19 protein-coding genes are annotated in these 22,670 nt (G+C 28.3%); 13 read left to right on the plus strand and 6 right to left on the minus strand.

Annotated features, from left to right (window positions below):
- Positions 1 to 289 precede the first annotated feature (289 nt).
- The 4 genes from gyrA to ACX1M8_RS01225 all read right to left on the minus strand — a co-directional run bounded on the left by gyrA (position 290) and on the right by ACX1M8_RS01225 (position 6,008).
- On the minus strand, positions 290 to 2,908 hold the full coding sequence (gene gyrA, locus ACX1M8_RS01210) for a DNA gyrase subunit A (protein WP_458797701.1): 2,619 nt from the start codon (positions 2,906 to 2,908) through the stop codon (positions 290 to 292).
- Positions 2,909 to 3,050: 142 nt separating this feature from the next.
- A complete protein-coding gene (locus ACX1M8_RS01215) occupies positions 3,051 to 3,746 on the minus strand; it encodes a potassium channel family protein (RefSeq protein ID WP_458797702.1) in 696 nt (231 codons plus the stop codon).
- 8 nt (positions 3,747 to 3,754) lie between these two features.
- A complete protein-coding gene (locus ACX1M8_RS01220; RefSeq protein WP_458836626.1) occupies positions 3,755 to 5,503 on the minus strand; it encodes a TrkH family potassium uptake protein in 1,749 nt (582 codons plus the stop codon).
- 262 nt (positions 5,504 to 5,765) lie between these two features.
- Positions 5,766 to 6,008, minus strand: coding sequence for a YneF family protein (locus ACX1M8_RS01225; protein WP_458797704.1), 243 nt, complete (start codon positions 6,006 to 6,008; stop codon positions 5,766 to 5,768).
- 474 nt (positions 6,009 to 6,482) lie between these two features.
- Between ACX1M8_RS01225 and ACX1M8_RS01230 the strand changes: the two genes are divergently transcribed.
- Positions 6,483 to 8,681: an IdeS/Mac family cysteine endopeptidase gene (locus ACX1M8_RS01230; RefSeq protein ID WP_458836627.1), complete on the plus strand. Its 2,199-nt coding sequence runs from the start codon at positions 6,483 to 6,485 to the stop codon at positions 8,679 to 8,681.
- 279 nt (positions 8,682 to 8,960) lie between these two features.
- Here ACX1M8_RS01230 and ACX1M8_RS01235 read toward each other — a convergent pair whose 3' ends face one another.
- The gene (locus tag ACX1M8_RS01235; protein WP_458835554.1) at positions 8,961 to 10,037 is read right to left on the minus strand and encodes a M42 family metallopeptidase; all 1,077 of its coding nucleotides are present in this window, start codon (positions 10,035 to 10,037) and stop codon (positions 8,961 to 8,963) included.
- A 552-nt stretch (positions 10,038 to 10,589) separates the two neighbouring features.
- Between ACX1M8_RS01235 and ACX1M8_RS01240 the strand changes: the two genes are divergently transcribed.
- The 4 genes from ACX1M8_RS01240 to ACX1M8_RS01255 all read left to right on the plus strand — a co-directional run bounded on the left by ACX1M8_RS01240 (position 10,590) and on the right by ACX1M8_RS01255 (position 12,781).
- Positions 10,590 to 10,769 carry a hypothetical protein gene (locus ACX1M8_RS01240; protein WP_458836628.1) on the plus strand — a complete coding sequence of 60 codons (180 nt, stop codon included), beginning with the start codon at positions 10,590 to 10,592 and terminating at the stop codon, positions 10,767 to 10,769.
- A gap of 76 nt (positions 10,770 to 10,845) precedes the next feature.
- On the plus strand, positions 10,846 to 11,502 hold the full coding sequence (locus tag ACX1M8_RS01245) for a hypothetical protein (protein WP_458836629.1): 657 nt from the start codon (positions 10,846 to 10,848) through the stop codon (positions 11,500 to 11,502).
- A 3-nt stretch (positions 11,503 to 11,505) separates the two neighbouring features.
- Positions 11,506 to 12,384 (plus strand): hypothetical protein, encoded by an 879-nt coding sequence (locus tag ACX1M8_RS01250; protein WP_458810559.1) that lies wholly within the window; start codon positions 11,506 to 11,508, stop codon positions 12,382 to 12,384.
- Positions 12,371 to 12,781, plus strand: a complete 411-nt coding sequence (locus tag ACX1M8_RS01255; protein ID WP_458836630.1) for a hypothetical protein — start codon at positions 12,371 to 12,373, stop codon at positions 12,779 to 12,781. Before ACX1M8_RS01250 ends, ACX1M8_RS01255 begins: the two co-directional genes overlap by 14 nt.
- 61 nt (positions 12,782 to 12,842) lie before the next feature.
- Here ACX1M8_RS01255 and ACX1M8_RS01260 read toward each other — a convergent pair whose 3' ends face one another.
- Positions 12,843 to 12,998 (minus strand): hypothetical protein, encoded by a 156-nt coding sequence (locus ACX1M8_RS01260; RefSeq protein ID WP_458797709.1) that lies wholly within the window; start codon positions 12,996 to 12,998, stop codon positions 12,843 to 12,845.
- Between the two features lie 477 nt (positions 12,999 to 13,475).
- Between ACX1M8_RS01260 and dnaE the strand changes: the two genes are divergently transcribed.
- From dnaE to asnS, 8 genes are all read left to right on the plus strand, one after another.
- The gene (dnaE, locus tag ACX1M8_RS01265) at positions 13,476 to 16,397 is read left to right on the plus strand and encodes a DNA polymerase III subunit alpha (protein WP_458836631.1); all 2,922 of its coding nucleotides are present in this window, start codon (positions 13,476 to 13,478) and stop codon (positions 16,395 to 16,397) included.
- On the plus strand, positions 16,390 to 17,286 hold the full coding sequence (locus ACX1M8_RS01270; RefSeq protein WP_458616147.1) for a 5'-3' exonuclease: 897 nt from the start codon (positions 16,390 to 16,392) through the stop codon (positions 17,284 to 17,286). Before dnaE ends, ACX1M8_RS01270 begins: the two co-directional genes overlap by 8 nt.
- The gene (locus ACX1M8_RS01275; RefSeq protein WP_458836632.1) at positions 17,280 to 17,852 is read left to right on the plus strand and encodes a dephospho-CoA kinase; all 573 of its coding nucleotides are present in this window, start codon (positions 17,280 to 17,282) and stop codon (positions 17,850 to 17,852) included. The genes ACX1M8_RS01270 and ACX1M8_RS01275 overlap by 7 nt, the downstream gene beginning before the upstream one ends.
- A 45-nt stretch (positions 17,853 to 17,897) precedes the next feature.
- Positions 17,898 to 18,878, plus strand: a complete 981-nt coding sequence (locus ACX1M8_RS01280; RefSeq protein WP_458806944.1) for a replication initiation and membrane attachment family protein — start codon at positions 17,898 to 17,900, stop codon at positions 18,876 to 18,878.
- A 12-nt stretch (positions 18,879 to 18,890) separates the two neighbouring features.
- The gene (locus tag ACX1M8_RS01285; RefSeq protein WP_458806946.1) at positions 18,891 to 19,796 is read left to right on the plus strand and encodes a hypothetical protein; all 906 of its coding nucleotides are present in this window, start codon (positions 18,891 to 18,893) and stop codon (positions 19,794 to 19,796) included.
- A gap of 11 nt (positions 19,797 to 19,807) precedes the next feature.
- On the plus strand, positions 19,808 to 20,653 hold the full coding sequence (gene fmt / locus ACX1M8_RS01290; RefSeq protein ID WP_458806947.1) for a methionyl-tRNA formyltransferase: 846 nt from the start codon (positions 19,808 to 19,810) through the stop codon (positions 20,651 to 20,653).
- Between the two features lie 157 nt (positions 20,654 to 20,810).
- Positions 20,811 to 21,266, plus strand: coding sequence for a YhcH/YjgK/YiaL family protein (locus tag ACX1M8_RS01295; protein WP_458797715.1), 456 nt, complete (start codon positions 20,811 to 20,813; stop codon positions 21,264 to 21,266).
- A gap of 12 nt (positions 21,267 to 21,278) precedes the next feature.
- Positions 21,279 to 22,637, plus strand: coding sequence for an asparagine--tRNA ligase (gene asnS, locus ACX1M8_RS01300; protein ID WP_458836633.1), 1,359 nt, complete (start codon positions 21,279 to 21,281; stop codon positions 22,635 to 22,637).
- Positions 22,638 to 22,670: the final 33 nt, after the last annotated feature.

Here is a 22,670-nt window from a genome sequence, read left to right on the forward strand (position 1 = left end):
ATACACAAAATTCTGAATATCTTACAGATTATGAAACTATAGAAACTATATTTAAAAAATTTGTACAAGTAATTTAGAATATAAAAACACGAATAGCTCTAAAAAATGGGGCTATTCGTTTTTTAATGTTTTGAAACTCCGAAACTCGGGTGAGAAGCACTGTTTTTGATACATTTTATATCTTGCTAAATCGTAGACCGATACTGATTTCGAATATTAGTATTGCTTAATACAATACTTGGCAATAAAAACCCTATGCCATAGGCATAGAGCTATATAATAAATATTTTTATTGTTTAATAACTTCAACATCAACGATGCTATCGCCATCTTTAAGGTTGATAATTTTAACACCTTTTGTGTTACGTGAAGCTTCAGAAATTTGATCAATTTGTGTACGTATTGTAACTCCTGAAGATGTTATAACCAGTAGTTCATCGCTTAAGTTAACAAAACGAGCAAAGACTAATTTTCCTGCTTTTTCAGCATTAATTCCTGTTACACCTTTAACACCACGATTTGTTAGTCTAAATTGGTCTTTATTTGTAAGCTTTCCAAATCCTTTTTCACCTAGTGTTAAGACATAATCACCTTCATTATCGGCTGAAGCCGAAATAACTTCTTGTCCTTCTTCGAGTTTTATACCTTTAACTCCTAGAGATGAACGACCTAGAGGTCTTATATCATCTGATTTAAACATTACAATATTCTTAACATTATTTGCAAGAAGTACTGCATCGTTTTCGCCTATAACAAAGGCACGAACAAGTTGATCACCTTCACGAAGTTTAAATGCAATAAGTCCATTTCTTCTAATGTTACTAAATAAACTTAAGTCTGATTTCTTAAACATACCTTGTTTAGTTACTGTAACAAGATATTGATTTTGATCATATGAATCAATATCTAAGATAGAAATAATCTTTTCACCATTTTCTGTATCAAGTCCTTGAATAATATTGATAAATGGTAATCCTTTAGATTGTTTAGAACCTTCAGGGATTTGGTGCCCTCTAAGGTTATATACTTTTCCATAGTTTGAAAATAGTAATAAGTCTGTATGAGTATTTGCATGAATAATCATAGCGATATCGTCATCATCATATGTTTTCATTGAAACTGATCCAACTCCACCACGACGTTGTGTGTTGTATTCATCTAGATCCATACGTTTTACATATCCATTTGAAGACATTGTAATAACGATTTCTCTTTCTGGGATTAAATCTTCATCTGAAATTACTCCAATAGCAGATGCGTCAATTACAGTTCTTCTTTCATCGTTGTACTTATCTTTAACTTCTTGTAACTCAAGAACAATTTCATCAATAAGTTTTTCTTCTGAAGAAAGAATTTCTTTGTAATGAGCAATTTCTGTTTGTAAATCAGTGATTTCAGCATCCATTTTTTCAATGCTTAATCCTGTTAATCTACTTAAACGCATTTCAAGGATTGCTTTTGTTTGTTTTTCGCTTAAAGCAAATCTTTGACCTAATGCAGCTTGAGCATCAGCGTCTGTTTTTGATTTTTTAATGATTGCAACTACTTCATCAATGTTTGAAACAGCAATCTTTAATCCATCAAGAATGTGAGCTCTCTCTTCTGCTTTATTCAAGTCGAATTTTAATCTACGTGTAACAACTTCTTTTTGGTGGTCTATAAACACTTCTAAAGCTTGTTTTAAGTTAAGTGTTCTAGGTTCATTATTAACAATAGCAACTAGGTTAAAGTTAAATGTAGTTTGAATATTCGATTTTTGATATAACTTATTAAGTAAAATATGAGGGTTTACGCCTTTTTTAACGTCAATAACAAGTCTAATACCTTCTCTGTTTGATTCATCTCTTAAATCAACGATTCCTTCAATCACTTTTGTTTTGTGTAATTCTGCAATCTTTTCAATAATTGTAGTTTTCTTAATTGCATAAGGTATTTCTCTGATGATGATTTTGCTTTTTCCGTTACTTTGTTCGATTACTTCACATTTAGAACGAACAGGAATACTTCCTCTACCTGTTTCATAAGCTTCTAAAATTCCCTTAGTACCTAGAATAATAGCTCCAGTAGGGAAGTCAGGTCCTTTAATATATTGCATTAGTTCTCTAACTGTAATATCAGGGTTTTTAGCTAAAGCTATTGTAGCATCAATTGTTTCCCCTAAGTTGTGAGGTGGTATTTCAGTAGCCATACCAACAGCAATACCTGAAGATCCTGAAACTAATAAGTTAGGAAAACGACAAGGAAGTACTGTGGGTTCTTGTTCACTACCATCGTAGTTATCTACAAAGTCAACTGTATCTTTTTTAATACCATCAAGCATTTCTACAGCTATTTTAGCCATTCTAGCTTCTGTATAACGCATAGCAGCTGCAGCATCACCATCAATAGAACCGAAGTTACCGTGTCCATCTACAAGTGGATAACGCATTGAGAAGTCTTGTGCCATTCTAACCATAGCTTCATAAACTGAAGAATCCCCGTGTGGGTGGTACTTACCAAGTACGTCCCCGACAATACGAGCTGATTTACGGTGTTGACTACCTGGTGTGATTCCTAGTTCGCTCATATCGTATAAAATTCTACGGTGAACTGGTTTAAGTCCATCACGAGCATCTGGTAATGCACGTGAAACAATAACACTCATTGAGTATTCAAGGAATGATTGCTTCATTTCGTTATCGATTACTACTGGGTGAAGACCATCGGTAGGTTCTGTAATAATTTGAGAAGCAACTACATATTCTTCACTTTCTTGAGGAATTTCTTCTTCATCTTCTTCAACCACAACTTCTTTTTTCTTTCTAAAAATCATTGTGTTGTTTTCTTCGTATTCAAATTCAGTATCGTCTTGAATCTTTACTTTTGGTTCTTCGTTTTCATTAGGTAAGATTTTATCTTTATCGTTCATATTTAACCTCATAATTTAATTAATAATATTAATTAAATTATATAGATTTTTATGTTTTTTACTAGTGTAGTGAGTTAGTTTTTGCTCCTAGGTCATAGGCTTAAAAGTAAAAAAATCTAATACCGAAGTATTAGAAATTTTCTTAATTGTTTTCTGTGATGATTTCTGCTTTATCATTTAATCATTCTAAAGCATTTGTAACATTAGCTACTTCACCAATAATTGTGATGATATCATCTTTTTGAATAACTGTGTCCCCTGTTGCACGCTTAAAGGTATTACCTGTCTTAATAAGCACAATTGTAATTCCCATTTGAGATAGGTGAAGATCTTTAATTGCTTTATTTTCGAGTTCCTTATTATTTACTTTAGTTGAACCAATAACAAAGTTGCCACCTATTTCTTGAAGGTTTTGTGAGTAACGGATAAAGTTTCTATTTGTAGCGATTAAAGCTGCTCTCATTCCTGATTCAAATTCTGGGCGAATAATAACATCAACACCTATTTGTTTTAGCACTCTCGCATGACGCTTAGAAGTTGCTCTAGCAATAATGTTTTTAACTTTAAGTTCAAGTAATGCAGCTACAATTTCAATGTTATCTGAAACTGCTACAACAACTGTTTCGGCTTGATCTATTCCGAGCGATTTAAGTGTTCTTGTATCAGCAGCATCTCCGATAACAATCCGATCTACTTCATCAGCAAATAGTTTAGCTGTTTCTTGATCTTTATCTAGGACAAAAACACTTTTATCCATTTTTAATAATTGTTCGATAACTGCTTGTCCAAAACGACCAGTACCGATAACCACAATATCATTTTTATAATTTAATTTCATATTTTCTCCTAACCGATAGCTACATCAGCATCGACATATTCAAATGTACGTTTTCAATTCTTCTTACGTTTTCAAACAAGAAGAGTTGATGAAATTCCAAATTGTCCAATAAACATAACGATGATTAAAGCTAATTTAGAAACTGTATTCAAGCTCTTAGTAATACCTGAAGTAAGACCGGTAGTTCCAAAGGCACTAGCTACTTCAAAAATAATGTTTTGTGTATTATAAACTTCATTTGCATTATATGCATCAGACATTGTTTTAATTGCACCACCATAATCTGTAAACGATGAAAATAGCACTAAGGAAGCAATAACTATAAGAATAAAAGCAATTGCAAGCACTTGAGAAGACATATTAACTGTTTCTTGATTAATTGAACGTTTAAATAATCTAACACGTGGAAGACCAAATAACACACGAACAATTCCCATGATGATTAAAGCAAAAGTAGTTGTTCTAATTCCTCCACCGGTTGAAGCAGGAGCAGCACCTATAATCATCATAAAGATAAAGACAAATGTTGAACCTTGAGTAAAGTGCTTAATATTTACTGTAGCAAATCCTGCACTACGTGTTGAAAGTGATGTAAATAAAGTCGCAAATGTTTTATCAAATCAATTTCCATATAGCTGTTCTTTAAATAATTCAGAGTGTTTAGCTAACATATCATAAGATTGAATTGTGTCTTGATTTGCACCACTTCTAAATCATTCAACATATTGATGATGGAATTTTGACATATCAGCAACATTATTATATAAGTTGTCTGGAATGTAATATTGATTTCATAAGGCGTATGGATTTTGTGAGCTTGCTTCAAATCCAATCGAAATTAAGAAACCTACTAAAAACACTAAAACATAAGTTACTAAAGAAATCTTGGTAAAGATAGAAAAATGATATGGAGATTTTTCTCTTCTAATTTTGCGTTTAACTCAACAAGAAAGGTCATAAAGCGCCGGATATCCTAAACCACCAATTACAAGTAAGATAATAAAGCAAATTTGTAAGAAGTAATTTTGATAATAAGGCATTAGACTATTTGAAGACATAATATCAAATCCAGCATTATTAATTGCTGATATAGCGTGGAAGATACCAAACTTAAGTGATAATAAGACATCGCCTTGAGGAGAAATAAAGTTTTTAGCTACTTCTTCACTATTTAATTGCCCATTTCCTAGCATCATTTCAATACCAGTAGTGTGCTTAGGAGTAGCAAAATAAAAGTAAAGAGTAAGTACTATGCTAAAAAGAAAAATTGAAACAATTAGAAACTTAATTGATGAAATTATAATTTGAGTAATCTTAGTGATATCTGTACCACCACGCTCACTTTGGATAAGTTTAATTTCACCTAAAGAGGATGATTTCTTTCCAAAAATAAAGTTGATAATGAAGAATTTTAAAGCAAAGATACCAACACCACCAGCTAAAATCAGGATAGCTATTATAGCTTGACCAAAATCATTTCACTGAGTAAAGGTATCTTTTACTACTAATCCAGTATCACTAAAGGCAGAAGCAGTAGTGAAAACAGCATCAATGTATGAAATTTGTTCTGTAGCTTTCGGATTTTGAGCTCAAGGTGAAAAGAGTAACAAACTAGAAACTAAAACAATTAAGAAATATACAAATAATAAGTATTTTAATTTTGAAACATTAGATTTTCAACGTCAAAATCTAATAATACTTTGTATGAATTTAGAATTGATAATTTTACTTTTTAAGTTGTACTTAAATCGCTTCATATTTCTCCTGTAATAATTGTTTTTAGTTATATTAATATCATTATATTAAATTTATATGTATATATAAATTAAATATAAGTTAGCTAGTTTAAATAAATAAATACTTTTATTCCTATCTCCTAGTACTAAAAATATAAATTAGTTAGCTTAATTTTAAAAAAATGAAATTTTTATAGCTAATTTAATTTAATATTTGCCTTAGAAATCATTTTTATAAAAAAATTCACTCGCTAATAAGTGAATTATTATTAATTGAAAAGCATTATTTATTTTTTGCATTATTCATTGATTTCATAATTTGTCTAATTTGAGATTCACTTGCTGTTCTTCCCATTTGTTTAAACATAATACGAATCATTTTTTCGTTAATAGGTGGATTTTCTCTTAGTTGTTTTTCAAATACTCTTTTAGTTACAAAGAATGTTACTAAAGCTGCTGCAATACCAACTAATAGAACAACTCCAATTATCATCCCTACGAATGCACCTGTAGACATATCAACCATATTACCTCCTTAATGTATGTAAAAATTATATATTAGATTTAATTTACTAAAAACTTTATTTTATATATTAAAAATATGATTTTCCAATAAAGGTCTAATTTTAGTTGTAAAACAAGGTTTTTTAATTTTAAATGTTATTGTATATCATAATATAGTTTTTCTCTCATAAACAGTTACTAAAATGTATTTATTAGACTTATCAAATACTACCGTGCCAATCTTGTGTTGTTGCATATTTTCATTTTGCTGTTGTGTTTTTCGATATTAGATTTTAATTACCTTATATTTTTATTCGTTACAAATTATTTTTTTCTTATTCATTTTGTTCGTGACTATCAGATAATTAAAGTGGTTCATTTCTTTATACTTTTTTATGTTAATTTTTAGTCTTGATACAAACATAAAATCTTTAATTTTTCTCAATTATAAAATAGATTTTTGTGCTATAAATAAAAAGATAAAAGAAGGATATATATGAAAAGAAATAAATTTAAATTTTTATTACCTATTTCAAGTGTTACAAGTATTATTGTACCTGCTGTGGTGGTTTCAGCATGCAATAATGTTAGCGAATCAAACCAAAATGATGATATTAAAAATCTTAAGAAGGAACTTGATGATTTAAGAGGACAGCTTAACGAAAAAATAGATCAAATCACAAGTTTAAATTCAAATATCGCAAACCTAAATAACAATATTTCATCTTTAGAGAGCCAACTTGCAGATTCTAAAAGAGAATATAATGACTTAAATTCTAAGCTAAATATTTCTAACGATAAAAATAAAGCTCTTTTAGAAGAATTAAACAACGCTCAAAACAAGATAACTTTACTAAATAATCAAATCACATCATTGCAAAATGAAAAGCAAAATTTACAATCTCAATTAACTGATCAAATTAATTCATTTAGAAATTTACAAAGTGAAAATACGAAGTTAAAAGCTGAAATAGAAACTTTAAAGAAGAAAATTGAAGAGCTAAACAAAGAAAATAATCAAAATCAAGCTCTTTTAGAAGAATTAAATAAAGCTCAAAACAAGATAACTTTACTAAATAATCAAATTACATCATTGCAAAATGAAAAGCAAAATTTACAATCTCAACTAACTGATCAAATTAATTCTTTTAGAAATCTACAAAGCGAAAATACGAAATTAAAAGCTGAAATAGAAGCTTTAAAGAAGAAAATAGAAGAGCTAAGCAAAGAAAACAATAATCAAAATCAAGATAAACCTACAACTAAGCCAGAAACTAGTCCAGATCAAAATCAAAAACCTAGCGAAAAACCAGACAGTAAGCCAAGTGACGAAAATGATTTAGGAAACAAAACGCAAATGTTTTCTCTTATAAAAAATCCAACAGTTAAAGCTAATACTCAAAATTTTGACTTAAAATCTTTCGCAACCGTAAACAGCTCTTATGAAGCAAAAGAGTCCGATAAAAACGTTACTTTTCCAGCAACTTTAACTGTTAAAGGAATAGATTTGCCAGCATTTCCCGGAACTGAAAAAACTCAAATTGTTAATGATATTACATTTAACGATAATCCACCATTTGATAAATGAATTACAAATAAGTCTTTTGGTGAAGAAAAAAATTATTTCTTTACTAAAAATACTGGTAATTGATACGACACAAACAAATGGTTTAAAGGTGATGATCCTTTTGTTATTGATGGAAAACATATAGGAGGATCTGAAAGATTATTTGGTAACGGTGGAAGTGATTCTAGATGCTGTTGAGCAGCTGCTGCAAGCAACCAAATGATGTGATGAATTCAACAAAATAGAAAGTATATAGATGAATATTACAAAGTTTATCCAGAGGATATAGTTAAACTTTTAGATGGTAAAGATATCAGACAAAGTTATGATGGAACAGATTATTCACCATTTTTAAATTACTTATGTGAATGATTTAATGACAGAAGTGGATATTCAGTATTTGCAGATAAATGAATGTTATCTGGTGAAAAAGATGCCAACTTTGATAATCCTATTAAATTCGAAATGCAAGAGCAAGCTAAAACATTCAAAGGATTTTTCCCTCATTTGTTTAATACTGAAATTGCGAACTCATTAATAGATTATAAAAAAATAGCTGGTGGAATTAACAATGTGAATGAAGTCTTTTCAAATTATGTTAAAGATGCTTTATTAAATAACTATGCTGTTACATTTGCAATCAACCCTCAAGCAAGATATAACCATGCTGTAACATTATGAGGTGCTGAATTTGATGAAAATGGAATAGTACAATATGTTTATTATTCAGATAGTGATGAACTTAATCAATCTATGTTTTTAAGACAAAAAATTCAAAGAATGAAAGTGCTTTATTCTGAAGATAATCGTACAATGAAGCTTTGCTACACAACAGACACTCCAAGTTATTATGAAGGAATGCCTGAAAACGAATACAAGATATACAAGAAAAAATGAGATAAAGAGTCTTGAGTTGTACTTTCAGTTGAAAAATTTAGTTTAGCACATGATACTTGACAAAAATGATATGAAGAAAATTTAGGTAAAAAAGATACTGGTGTAACTATAAGTGTTATCAATGGCGATACTTTTGATGTATCTAAAAAAGGTGTATACAAAATTAAATACCAAGGTACCGATCAATTTGGCAACACACAAACACAAATTGCTTCAATTACAGTTGAATAATTAGATTAGTATATATTAGAAGAAATTTTTAGACACATTCCATATTAAAAGAGGAATGTGTTTTTTATATCTCTAGAAAACGATTTACAATAGAGCAAAAATTAAAGTGTATTTCACTTGCATGAACAAATGGTATCAAAGATGCTAATAATTCATTTGTGGTTTGATATAGCATAGGAAAACTATAAAGAAATCTAAAATATAAAAACACCATATGAATGTTCTAAACATATGGCGCTATATTTCTTTTATCCCAATATATTAATTCATAGATCAATTTTATTTATATTTAATTTCGCTGTATCTATCTTGATTAAATTCTTTTAAGAAAGCTACTAGCAGATCTTTAGCAGCTAATAAATCTGATATTGAACAAACCCCAATTGGTGAGTGTAAATATCTTTGTGGTAGTGAAATTGTAAGTGTAGCAGCTCCACCACGAGCATATTGAAGTTCGTGAGCATCTGTTCCGCCACCCATTGAAACAAATTTATATGCTGGAATATTGTACTTTTGAGATACTTTAACAAATTCATTGATTAGTCCTGTATCCATTAAGTTTCCACCATCTTTAATTCTTAAGGCAGCACCTTTAAATAATGCTGTAGTACCAGGTATAGTTCCGATTGTATCATGTGAAGATGTTGTGTCTAAAGCAATTGCTACATCAGGATTTACGATTGAAACTGATGTTTTAGCTCCACGTGTTCCTACTTCTTCTTGAACTGTACCAACTAAATAAAGATCTACATCTAAATCTTCTTTAGCAATTTCTTTTGCTAGTGTTTCTAATACTGTGACACCAGCTCTATTATCCATTGCTTTACCACCGATAAGATCTTCGTTAGCAAATAAAATAGTTTCACCACTCATTTGTACTTTATTTCCAATTTCGACACCAGCTTCTAGTGCTTCTTGTTCATTTTCGAATCCAAAATCAGCATATAAATCGTCATTTGAAACAGCTTTACCTACTTTTTCTCTTTCCATAATATGAATTGATGTGTGACCAAATACACCTAAGTAAGTACCTTTTTCTGTAATTAATTTAGCTTTAGTTCCTACAACTGTATTAGCTCATATACCACCAATAGGACTTAAAAGTATTTGTCCACTTTTATCAATTCTTCTTACAATGTACCCAACTTCATCCATATGTGCAGCTATCATAACTTTAGGTGCATTAGGATTTTTACTTGCTTTATGGAAAATTATTGATCCCATTTTATCTCTAGAAACTTCATAACCTGTAATGTTTTTTCTTAATTCATCAGCTACTGGTTCTTCATATCTAGACATAGCTTCTATTTCCATGTATGTTATTAATCTTTGCTTAAATTGTTTATTCTTATCCATAAGATTTTCTCCTTATTTATAGTGTTTAAAGTTTATCAAATTCTAGCTTAAGTGATTGTAAAAAGTAATTTTAAATAAATTATTTGTGATATAAAGTTTGAAAAAAATACAAAAATAATTAAAACACATAGCTATTAAAATATTTTAAGTTTTATTCAATAGGTTTTTAAATAATGTTTTTTTAAAATATTAAAGCCTACTTAAATAGCTAATGTTATATAGTGCAATGAATTAATTCTAAAAGTTGTTGCTTGTTATCATTCATTTATTTACTATACATAACATTCAAAAATAATTAATTCGGATTTATTAGACTACTCTAATAATTAAGAATAAAAAATGATTTCATATTCAAAATGCAAATACTAATATTCTAAAAAAATATAGATAATTTAATTTTTTAAAAATATTCCATCAATTTTGAATAATAAATACATAAATTTAAGTAATGTGGAAATTTTCCATAAACATGGAAATAAATTATTTTTTCCATGTTTTTTATAGATTTATAATCGTTTAATAAAATGCTTAATATAATAAAAAAGGAGATATATGATAAATGTAGAAGATAACTTAAGTAATCTATTAAGAAATAACAAAATTGTTGTACACGGTAGCTATGCATTAAAAATGTTAAATTTATTGAATAGAAAATGTAATGATATTGATTTGCTAATTATAGATAATATTAATATTATTGAAAATAATAAAATATTGGATTTTTTTTCCTAAAAAATACAATTTTGATTTTTACTATCGAAATGAATTTATTGCAAAAACAACTTTTTGTGGAAATGTAATTGAATTTATGCAATTTAAAAATATTACAGAGGACATGATTATAAATAAAGAAGGGATTAAATTTCTAAAGCCTAAATGAATATTTGTATTTAAAATATGTCAATTATTTACATCAAAAATTATAGAGTTACGAAAAGGAACACATAAAAATAAAATAATCCAAACAATTGATGATTTAAATTATTTGCTTGAAAAATTGAATTTAAAAGAAAAAGAAATCATTTTTTTATTAATAAAAGCCATCCTTATAAATTTAAAATTTGAAATTTTTACTTACTACACTTCTCCTTATTTAGAGATATATAATTTTGAATCTTTTTTATCTGAATATCTTCATTTAATGTCTAATAAACTAATTAATTTATTGAAATATGTACAAAATAATTTGAATTTTAAAGCATTTACAAGAAAAATATTTCTTTTCTATCAAATATTTAATTTATATTTAAACAAGAAATATTTAAACGATAAATGTGTAAAGAAAAATTTTGGATATTGTTTTCTTTATGAAAATATAAATACATGTATTAATGATTTGTTATTTCTAAATAAACATTTGAATAATATCTGTGTTTTTAAAGCACTTAAATCAATAAACCAGCAAACATATCTTGATTTTAATGAAATAATTAGTATCTATTTTGACATCTTTATAAGGAGGTAAAACATGATTCAATTACAACAAGAATATACTTCGAGCGAACAAAATGATGCATTCAATAATTTGAACGAAGAAGACAAAATACAAATATTATTATTTGTAGATTTTTTATCACAAGTTAATTTAGAAGCAATAGGAATAAAAAATGAGCAAAAAAATCAACTAATTTTAGATTTAAAAAATGAATTAGAATACGAGGAAATGAAAAAATCATTAGAAACACGTAAATACTTTTATCAAGCACGTTCAATAAATAAACGTGATCAATTTTACATTCAGGATTTAACAAGATATCTAAGAGATGCTATAAAACACTTGAAAAAAGGAAGAAAAGATATGCTGATAACAGGATCGATTTATCCTGGAAAATCTTTAATACCCGGAATAGGAAAAGTTGTTATAGGCTTATTTTCTCTTATAAAAAGTATTTGTACAATCGCATTAAACCCAATGGAAATTGGTTTATCACCAATAACAATACCGAATAATATAAAAAATATAGTTGAGGGTAGTATAGATATACATAAATTAACCCAAAAAGAATATGATGTTTATTCAGATATAGTTCAAGAAGCAATAAAATATATCGAAGATAAAGTTGATGAAATGGATAAAATGATAGAAAAAATGCTTAAAAAGAATTCAAAAGACTTTGAGGATAGAATATTCCAAGCCGATGCACTTGAACAAATAAAAATTTGAATTTCAAAATTTAACGAAATGGTTAAAGACATTACAGGCATTAAATATCAAAAGACATTATTAGATAATTACATTTATTTTATTGATATTTTAATTTGAGATAATTACCATTACAATAGCTCATCAGCAAAAAGTTCCTCATTGTATAATCCAATATTAGGAGATTGATATGATCCGTACTAAAAACAAAAGCAATGATTACATTTTTAAATATGCAATTATGATAAAGAACATATTTTGATCAAATATCGGTATAACAATTGCTTTTATTTGTTTTATCATAATTTGAATATGTTTACAAATAACGGGTTCGTTTAAAGATAAAAAAGGCTTATATGTTTTATATGGAGCTTTAGGAACAGTCGCTTTAATATATTGCACATCTGTTGTTACTTATTTTGTTATAGGTTATATAGCAAGAAAGAAAATTTTGACACAAGATTTGGTACAGATAATTTTTGAAACAAAAAGTCTAAAAATGACTAATTTATACAAAAATTTACTTAGATGTATGTATCTATTTAAATACCGTGAAAAATTAGTAGAACATCTCAATATCACTTATGAAGGTGACGAATAATTATGGATAATCAACGTATAAAACTTAAAAAACCAAGTGATTTAAGTATTTATGAAACAGTTTATGCAATTTCGATTTCACGAGCATTGTTAACTTCGTTAATAGTATCATCTAGTTTCTTATATGTTTTGTTATATGTTTTAACAGAAGTTGCTACTGTTGATGGTTCTAAAGCATACTTTGGGTTATGAATATTTAATGAAATTTTTAGTATCATCTATTTTATATTTGTTTTTGCTATTTTTGATTATGGAAATTTATTTTCTAGATACAAAAATATAATTTTTCCTTGAGATTCTCAAAAATTCTCGACAGAAGCACTTATTTACTTATATCTAACAACAGAAAGCTTTATTCTAGAAAGATATATAGTGACTTTTATGAGAAAACAATTCGGCTCTAAGCACTATTTTAACTACATTAAACATTATTTATTGCAAGAGAAAAATAGTTAATGTCTAAGATTTTGGATTAAACAAATTTTTATTAACACAACGCTTTTATTAAAATATAGTAAAAGTGTTGTGTTGTTTTTATAAATAATTAAACATCCATAGAAAAGATTTGGTCAAATTAAACAATAATGTAATAAAGCAAAATTAATGTGATATAAAATCCACCCTTTTTTATTATAAATAATAAAAAAGATTACCTTTTTAACAGTACTGAGCTGATAATGCACTATAATACAATTATGAAAAAAATATACTTGCATACAAATACTGAATATTCATTCCTAAACTCTGCTATTAGAGTTAATGAATTAACTAAATTGGCTCAAGAAAAAGGATTAGATTACCTTCCTTTAACCGATATCAATAATCTATATGCATTGCAATATTATTGAGAAGCTCAAGCAAAAACAGGCATTAAACCTTTAATTGGCCTAGAACTTAATTTGCTTGAAGGTTTTACTGTATTTTTATTAGCTAAAAATAATGATGGATACCATTTTTTAAATCAATTAATATTTAAAAATTCTAAGCAAGAACCTATTTCATACTTTGAATTAGAAAACGAAAATGTATATGTTATTGATCATGAATTTTTGGGGCTAAAAGCTAGAGGAATAAGTGTAGAACGCTATTTAAATAACTTTTATTTAAATGCTAAAACTCCACAAGAAATTCAAACAGTATTTGCTCCTTGCAAGAAAATTTTATATACAGATCAAAATGAGCTAATTCCTATACTAAATAATATAGGTGGTATCGAGTATCAAAATCACTTTTACACTGACTACATAGATGAAGAAGATTTTGCTAACTTGGATGATAGTGTATATCAAAATATGCTAAAGATAGCTGAAAGTTGTAATGTAACTATGCCTGATGGTAGCATTAAACTCGCTAAATACCCAGGGAATGTTAAGGAAGAATTAGCTAGATTAATGTCTAACAAAAAAGCTTTAGATCTTATTTATACCTATGGTGAAGATGTAGTTACTAAAAGAGTATATTATGAATTTGAAGTTATCAAAAAACTAGGTTTTTTAGATTACTTCTTAATTATTCAAGACATTATTAATTATGCTAAAAGCAAGAATATTGCTATAGGTCCAGGAAGAGGTTCTGCTTCAGGCTCATTAATATCTTATTTATTAGGAATTACTGACATAAATCCTCTTGAATTTGACTTACTTTTTGAAAGATTTTTAAATGTAGATAGAGTTTCGCTTCCTGATATTGATATCGATATTCAAGATACAAGAAGAGATGAGCTACTTCAATATATCAAAGATAAATATGGTGAAAATAAGGTAGCTTTAATTACTGTTTTTCAAACGCTAGCTTTAAAAAACTCATTAAGAGATATAGGGCGTTATTTAAACATCCCAATTCCAGAAATCGATAAAATCTGTAATAGCCTTAAAGCAAGTGATGAAAGTTTAAATCAAGCATACGAATACAATGAAAAATATAAAATGTTAGTTGATATGTATCCTAAATTGCATTATTATGCAAGCCAAATTGAAGGCTTACCTCGTCAAGAAGGAATACATGCTGCTGGTGTTATTATTTGTGATCGTGATATCAAAGATGTTGTGCCTGTAACATATAATGCAAACACCTTGCCACAAGTACAATTCACTTTAAATTATTTAGAAAGATTCGGGCTTATTAAGATTGATTTTTTAGGATTAAAAAATCTTACAATTCTTCAAGAAATTGAAGAATTAGTTCCTGAGCAATATCACTTTGATAATATAGTTGGTAGAAGCTATGGAAAATTTATTGATCCCGAAATTGCTAAGTTGCTCAACAAACTATTAACTAATGGTATTTTCCAACTTGAATCACCAGGTATGCAAAATGCTATTAAAGAAGTTGGAATCGATTCTTTTGATGATATTTTTGCTATTATTTCTCTATTTAGACCTGGGCCTATGCAATATATTCCTACATACGGAAGAAATAAGCAAGATCCTAGTTTAATCGAAAAACTACATCCATCATATGATGAAATAGTTAAAAATACGTTTGGAATCATTTTATATCAAGAACAAATTATGCAAATAGCTCAAAAAGTAGCAGGTATGACTTTTGCTCAAGCAGATTTACTTAGAAGAGCAATTTCTAAAAAAGATGAGAGCAAATTACACAGTTATAAAGCAGACTTTTTTGCGGGTGGTTTAGCTAACGGAATTAGCGAAGAAATTCTAGAAAAAATTTATAGCAATATTGAAAAGTTTGCTTCATACGGATTTAATAAATCACATGCTGTAGCTTATGCTTTAATTGCATATAAACTTGCTTACTATAAAGTTAAATACCCACTTTACTTTTATAAGGTACTAATTTCTAATTCATCTTCAGATCAGCAAAACATTAAAAAGTATGTTTCTGATGCTACTTCTCAAGGAATTAAAGTATATTCACCTGAATTAAATCATTCTTCAGATGTTGTTGAAATTATTAATGGAGAGCTATATCTACCACTTTTAATGATAAAAGGTGTAGGTTCTGTAGCTGCTAGCAAAATAGTGGCTGAAAGAGAAAAAAATGGACCTTATAGTAACTTTATAGAGGCTTATTTAAGACTTAAAAATCTTGCAAACTTATCTGATAGTGTGATTGATAACTTAATTAATTCAAATACGCTCAGAGAATTTGGTGGAATCAACACTCTAATGAATGCAAAAGAAAAATTTGCTATTCCATTTAATAAATTATTTGAAGACTCTTATAAGAAAGTTAAAGAAGATAAAACTGAAATCTTGTTAAATTACATTAAAACGCAAGGTATTAATGATATTGTTATTGAAATTATTCCTACTAATATTGCTGAAGAAATGAAACTTGAAGCTTCACTTTTAGGTGCAGTATATAACGCCTTAAGTGGTGTTAAAGATCAATTTGGATATAAACAAATTGATCAAGTAAGTGCTACACCTACTTGAGTTAAATGTTTTATGTCTAAAGTACAAAAAGATCCTAAAGGAAGACCTAGAGTTTCCTTAATTGATAATAGTAAAAGTATTATGGCTTTTGGCTTTAGCTCACGAGCTGGTGAAATACTAAATACAACCGAACCACGTATGATTCTAGCTTTATTAAAATTATCAAAAGCCAATTACTACACATTTATAGATTGAAAAGAGATTAAAGATGAATAATAAACCTAATTTACACTTATTAATTGATGGAAACTACTTAATGTTTCAATCATTTTATGCCAGTTCTTATGGAAATCACCAAAACATAATGAGATCATCTAAGGGTGTTCCGACTAATGGAATCAACTTATTTATGCATCAATTAATTAAATTACTTGATTTTTACAAGCCTACACATATCTTTATAGCTTTTGACTCACAACATAAAAGTTTTAGACACGATATGTATGATAGCTATAAAGCAGGGCGTTTAAAAGCACCAGATGACCTTTATATCCAATTTGATATTATCAAAGAATTATTAAGCAAACTAAATATCGCTTGACAAGAAATGGCTGGATTTGAAGCCGATGATTTAGTTGCAGCTTATTGCTACAAAATCGCACCTGAAGAAGATAAAATCATCTTTTCACGTGATAAAGATTTACATCAATTAATTAATCAACATGTTAGTGTGATAGAAAGAGATCCACACGGATACTCACTTCTAACAGAAAAGAACTACTACTTTAATTATGGTTTTCATCCAAATCAAGTAGTAGATTATAAGGCATTAGCCGGAGATACTAGCGATAATTTAAAAGGTGTTGAAGGTGTCGGAAATAAAACAGCTATTAATCTTCTTGAAAAATTTCAAACTGTTCAAAATCTATATAACTCACGTGATCAGTGAAAATCATGCTTAACTAAATCACTTATTAATAAACTTACAGAAGGTGAACGTGATGCAATGTTCTGCCTAAAAATGGCTAAACTAAATCCAAATATAGATGAATTTAAGACTGATAGTGATTTATATTTATTTAATCCTACTTTAGAAAATGCTATGGATCAATTAAAAGAATTAGAACTTAAAGAAGTTATTGGAAAAATAACCTCAAGATGATAGCGATAGTGGGGCGAATTGCTTCTGGTAAAACAACTTTTTTATCAGCTTGCAAACAATTAGGATACTCAACATTTAACTGTGATGAGTATGTTTCTTACCTTTATAGTTCGGACCAAGAATTTATCTCATTAATTGAGCAAAAAATTGGTCCTTTTTTGATTGAAAATGGAGCAATTTCTAAAAAGAAAATAAAAGTTTGAATGATGCAAGATTTCTCTTCATTTCAAAAGTTGCAAAAAGAGGTGTTTTTAGCGATAAAAAACCACTTATTGCAACATAAATATGATTTTGTTGAAATACCTGTTCTTGCGAATGATTTTGTGGACTTTTCTGAACTTTTTACTTGTATATTTCATATGCAAATTGATGAGTTTACAAGATCAAAATTTAAGCTTTTAAAAGGTGTGGATAACTCAATAATTCAATTTTTAGACAACTTAAACGCCTATAATTGAGAGCTAAACGATTTTTTTAAAAATAAAAGGGTTGTGCATATCTTGTTGGATAAACGTGATAATTTAGAAAAAATATCAAAACTAATTCAAGAGACAAGCGAACTTCTGTAAAATATGATTGCTATCAAATATTTTAGTGTACTAAAAGGAGTGAAAATGGACCTACAATATTCATATTTTGCAATCGAAAAAAATGTCGAAATTACTAATGATGATTTAGTGAATTTCAGAGAGTTTTATGGTCCATTTTTAGGATCTAATCCTATCTTTTTGTACCAATATTTATTAGACTATGTTAGAGATAGTCAATTTAAACGTTTTACATACGATTATTTATCATTAACTGTATTTTTAAACATGGATGAAGCAACTTTATCTAAAGCTAGAAGACAATTAGAAGCTTGTGGTTTAATTAATGCTTATGCTGACCATAATAAAAAAATTATGATCTTCTCATTGCAAAAACCATTAAATGCTTTTGGAATTAAACAAAACCAATTAATTACTGATCTTCTTAAAAATAGAATTGGTGATGAAAACTACAAAAATATGATTATTGCTAAAACACGTCCTACTTCATATAAAGATACTTTTAATGTTGAAGATGTTACAGCAGATTTCTTTACAGAATTTGTTGGAGATTATTCTACAAAACAAAATGTAAACTCAAATATTTTTATTGAAGATGTATTACGTTTAGGAAAAATTAGAAAAAGTAATCTTGATAATCAAAAATTATCTTTCTCATCAGCTACTAGACTTGAAATTGGTAACATTAAATATTCAAATGAATATGAAGCAATTTTAAAACTTGATTGTGTTGCATTTGCTCAACAATTAATTAATGCTGAATTAGAACCAAGTTATTTAGCTACATTGCAACAATGAAGTGATAAAGTGCAAGATGATAAAATTATAAACTTAATTTTATTCTTATCATTCTATCATTCTTCAAAAGCATCAGGTAGACCTATGAAAGAATGATTTAAGCATGCAGGAAGCATGATTAATGAAATTCTTCAAATGAACTTACTTGAATTTAAAGTAGTTGAAAATTACTTTGATGGTAAAATCAAAAATACTTACGATCTAAAAGTGTTCCAAAAGAAAGAAATTCTAAAATCAATGTTAAAGTAAAAGGAGTTAACTATGAGTGGAATGAATATACCAACTGCATCATTTGACTTCCTTAACAATAAAAAAATAGACAAAGAAACATTGTTGTCAGAAGTTAAAAAAGAACCTTTACTTAAAAAATTATTCAAAAAATTAAAAGTCTCAGATTCGGAAATCTGAGATTACTTTAATTATTTTATAGACTATAAAAATCAAATTCTTAATCCAAAATCTTCTCCATACCTAATTGACTTTTTACGTGAAAAAGATGGAAGACTTATTATAGATAAAAAACTAGCACATAATGAAAAAGGTGATAGATTAAGACTACTAAACAATATGATGCTGCAACATATTTCTTCACCTTTTTATGACTTAACTTTACGTGATTTAGATATAAATGATAATTTATATTATGAACTTGCTGGAATTAAGGCTGAAGTTATTTTTGGGCTTGAAGCACAAAACAGAAATTTATCATTACTATATGGCGTTTACTTTCACGGGGCCGCTAATAGTTATAGAGTTAAATACCTTTCAGCATTAGCTAATACTTTTGCTTTAAGTGATGTTCATGTGGCTTATGTTGATATTAATCAATTAGATGAGTGAGCTAAACAATTAATAGGAAATAATGATGATATTAAATATTTAGTGAATGAACTATCAAATGTTCCTGTACTAATTATTGATGAAATAGGTCTTAAAACCTATACTGAATGATTTTTAGAAACTATTTTAGTTAAAGTGCTACAAAATCGTGCTCAAAATAAATTACTAACATATTTTGGATCATATTATCCTTTAGAGATGCTTGCTAAAACTATAGCAACAACAAGAAAAGGAAATACTTTAACATCTATCCCTAAGCCTTTATTAGATAAAATCATTCACCTAATAATCGAACTTACTAAAATAGAAACCTTTATAGGTGTTTAGAAAGGAAGTGTATGAATAAATTAAAAATAGTTTTAGCAGGAACACCTGAATTTGCTGTTCCGATATTTGAAGAAGTCATTAAGCATTTTGATGTAGTTGCCTTAGTTTCGCAACCAGATCGCCCTGCAAATAGGGGTTATAAACTACAGCCTACTCCAACAAAGCTTTTAGCAGAAAAATATAACATACCTGTTTTTCAGCCAAATAAAATATCAGAAATTTATGATGAATTAGCTGAATTAGATTTTGATATCTTTTTAACTTGTGCATTTGGTCAACTAATACCAGAAAAAATACTTAAATTACCTAATTTAGCTGCCTTAAATGTTCATGGCAGCTTACTTCCTAAATATAGAGGAGCCGCACCAATTCAATATGCATTATGAAATGGCGATGAAGTTACTGGAATTACTTTAATGTATATGGTTAAAGCAATGGATGCTGGAGATATGATTGTAAAGGCTGAAGTTAAAATTGAACCTACAGATACTTCAGACATCTTGTTTGATAAACTTTCACACCTAGCAGCAAGCAATATTGTAGTGTGATTAGAAAATTTTGCTTCAAGAAAATATCAACCTGAAGTTCAAAACGAAGCTGAAGTCACTTTAAGTCCTAAATTAAATAAAGATGATGCTTATTTAAAACCTGAATTAGATGTAAATGAAGCATTTAACCGTATCAGAGCATTTTCATCAAATCCTGGATGTTACTATATCATAGGCGAAAAAAGAGTAAAAATTTATTATGCAAGTAAAGAAAAAGTTGCTAATGGTATTAAATTAGACTTTGCTAACGGTTCTTTATGAGCAACTGATTACCAATTTGAAACAAAAAAACGTGTAAAGGTAAATTAGACACCATATTACTAGTTTTAAACTGAGATAAAAGAAGGAAATAATGTATTTCTATTACATCTTTTATCTCAGTTTATTTTTGCCTATTTTAAGGATTTATTAGTTTTAAAACTAATAAAAATGTTTATAATTTAAAAAGTTATTTAAAGGAGGAAAAATGATTTTTGACAAACTATCAAATATCAAAAAGTATGACGTATCAAATTCAGCGATAAAAGCTGCGCTTGAATTAGCTGCTAATGCTGATTTTGATGACTATGAGTATGGAATACACGAGTTTAATAAAGATATTAAGCTTGTCAAACGGAATTTTAGCCCCTTATTTGAAGAAAATTATGGTGAACTACACGATCATACCGTAGACATTCACGTTTATTATCAAGGCGATGAAGATATTTATTTTGATTCACACCCTACATATAGTTCTAAAGATATTTTAAGCAGAAATGAATCTGCTGATGTCTTCTACATTAAAGCACCTGAATATAGTAATCAAGTAAGATTAAACAAAGGTACATTTGCTTTATTCTTTCCAGGTGAATTACACAAAATTACATTTGCAAATAAGCAACTAACTAATAAAGATAAAATAATCATTAAAGTTAAATATTAAGGAGAAAATGCTATGCATTCAATTAAAAAATTTATATTAAAACCAGGTTTCTATGATACTTGAACAGATGTTACAGTTAAAGGATGAGTATCAACTAACCGTGGAAACAAAAAAATTCGTTTTATCGAGGTAAACGATGGTTCTACAGTTAAAAACCTTCAAGTAGTATTTAAGGGTGAAATCTTTGATTTCGATGTTTTAGATAGCTTAAAACCAGGTTCTGCTATTGTTGTAAAAGGAAGTTTACACGCTACACCTAACGCACCACAACCTATTGAACTAGTCGCCGATGAATTAGTTGAATACAAAAAAGTTGATGAAGACTATCCAATTCAAAATCAAGAAATTAACTTAGAAACATTACGTGAAATTCCACACCTAAGACATAGAACTAACTTATTAAGAGCTATTATGCTTGTTCGTTCTACATTAGCTCAAGAAATTCACAAATTCTTTATTGCAAAAGATTTCTATTTAATGGCTAGCCCTATTATTACAAGTAACGATGGAGAAGGAGCTGGAGAAACTTTCTTAGTATCAGATCCAACTAGTCAAGATCCATTTTTCGGGAAGAACAAAAAAGCAACTTTAGGGGTTACAGGACAACTTCATGGTGAATCTTATGCAGTTGGAATGAAGAAAATTTATACATTTGCTCCTACATTTAGAGCTGAAAAATCTAACACAAAACGTCATTTAGCTGAATTCTGAATGATTGAACCAGAAGTCGCTTTCTATGATCTTTTTGATGTTATTGCTTTAGCTGACGATATGCTTAAAGTAGTAATTAGAAACACAATGGCTAAAAACAAAATGGAACTTGAATACTTAGATTCAGTTACAAACAACGGATTAATCGAAAGATTAACTCACTTCGTTGAAACACCACTTAAAATCGTAGATTATAAAGAAGCGATTGCTGAACTTCAAAAAGTTAGAGATATTTTTGAAAACAAAGATATCGAATTCGGACTTGATTTAGGTTCAGAACACGAAAAATACCTTACAGAAAAAGTTTATAACGCACCTATTGCAGTTATTAACTTCCCTAAAGACTTTAAAGCTTTCTACATGAAACAAAATGAAGATGGTAAAACTGTTGCAGCCTTCGATTTACTTGTTCCAGGTGTAGGTGAATTAGTCGGTGGATCACAACGTGAATCAGATTACACAAAATTATTAACTAGAGTTAGAGAACTAGGAATTGATGAAAAAGACCTAGAATGATACTTAAACTTACGTAGATACGGTCATATGTTAACATCAGGATTTGGACTTGGATTCGAAAGACTTGTTATGTATGTAACAGGAACTGAAAACATTAGAGAAACTATTCCTTATCCTAGAACAACAGGAAACATTAAAATGTAATTTAAAGCATCCAATCGGGTGCTTTTCTTATGT

It is taken from the genome of Mycoplasma tracheobuteonis, assembly GCF_054456995.1.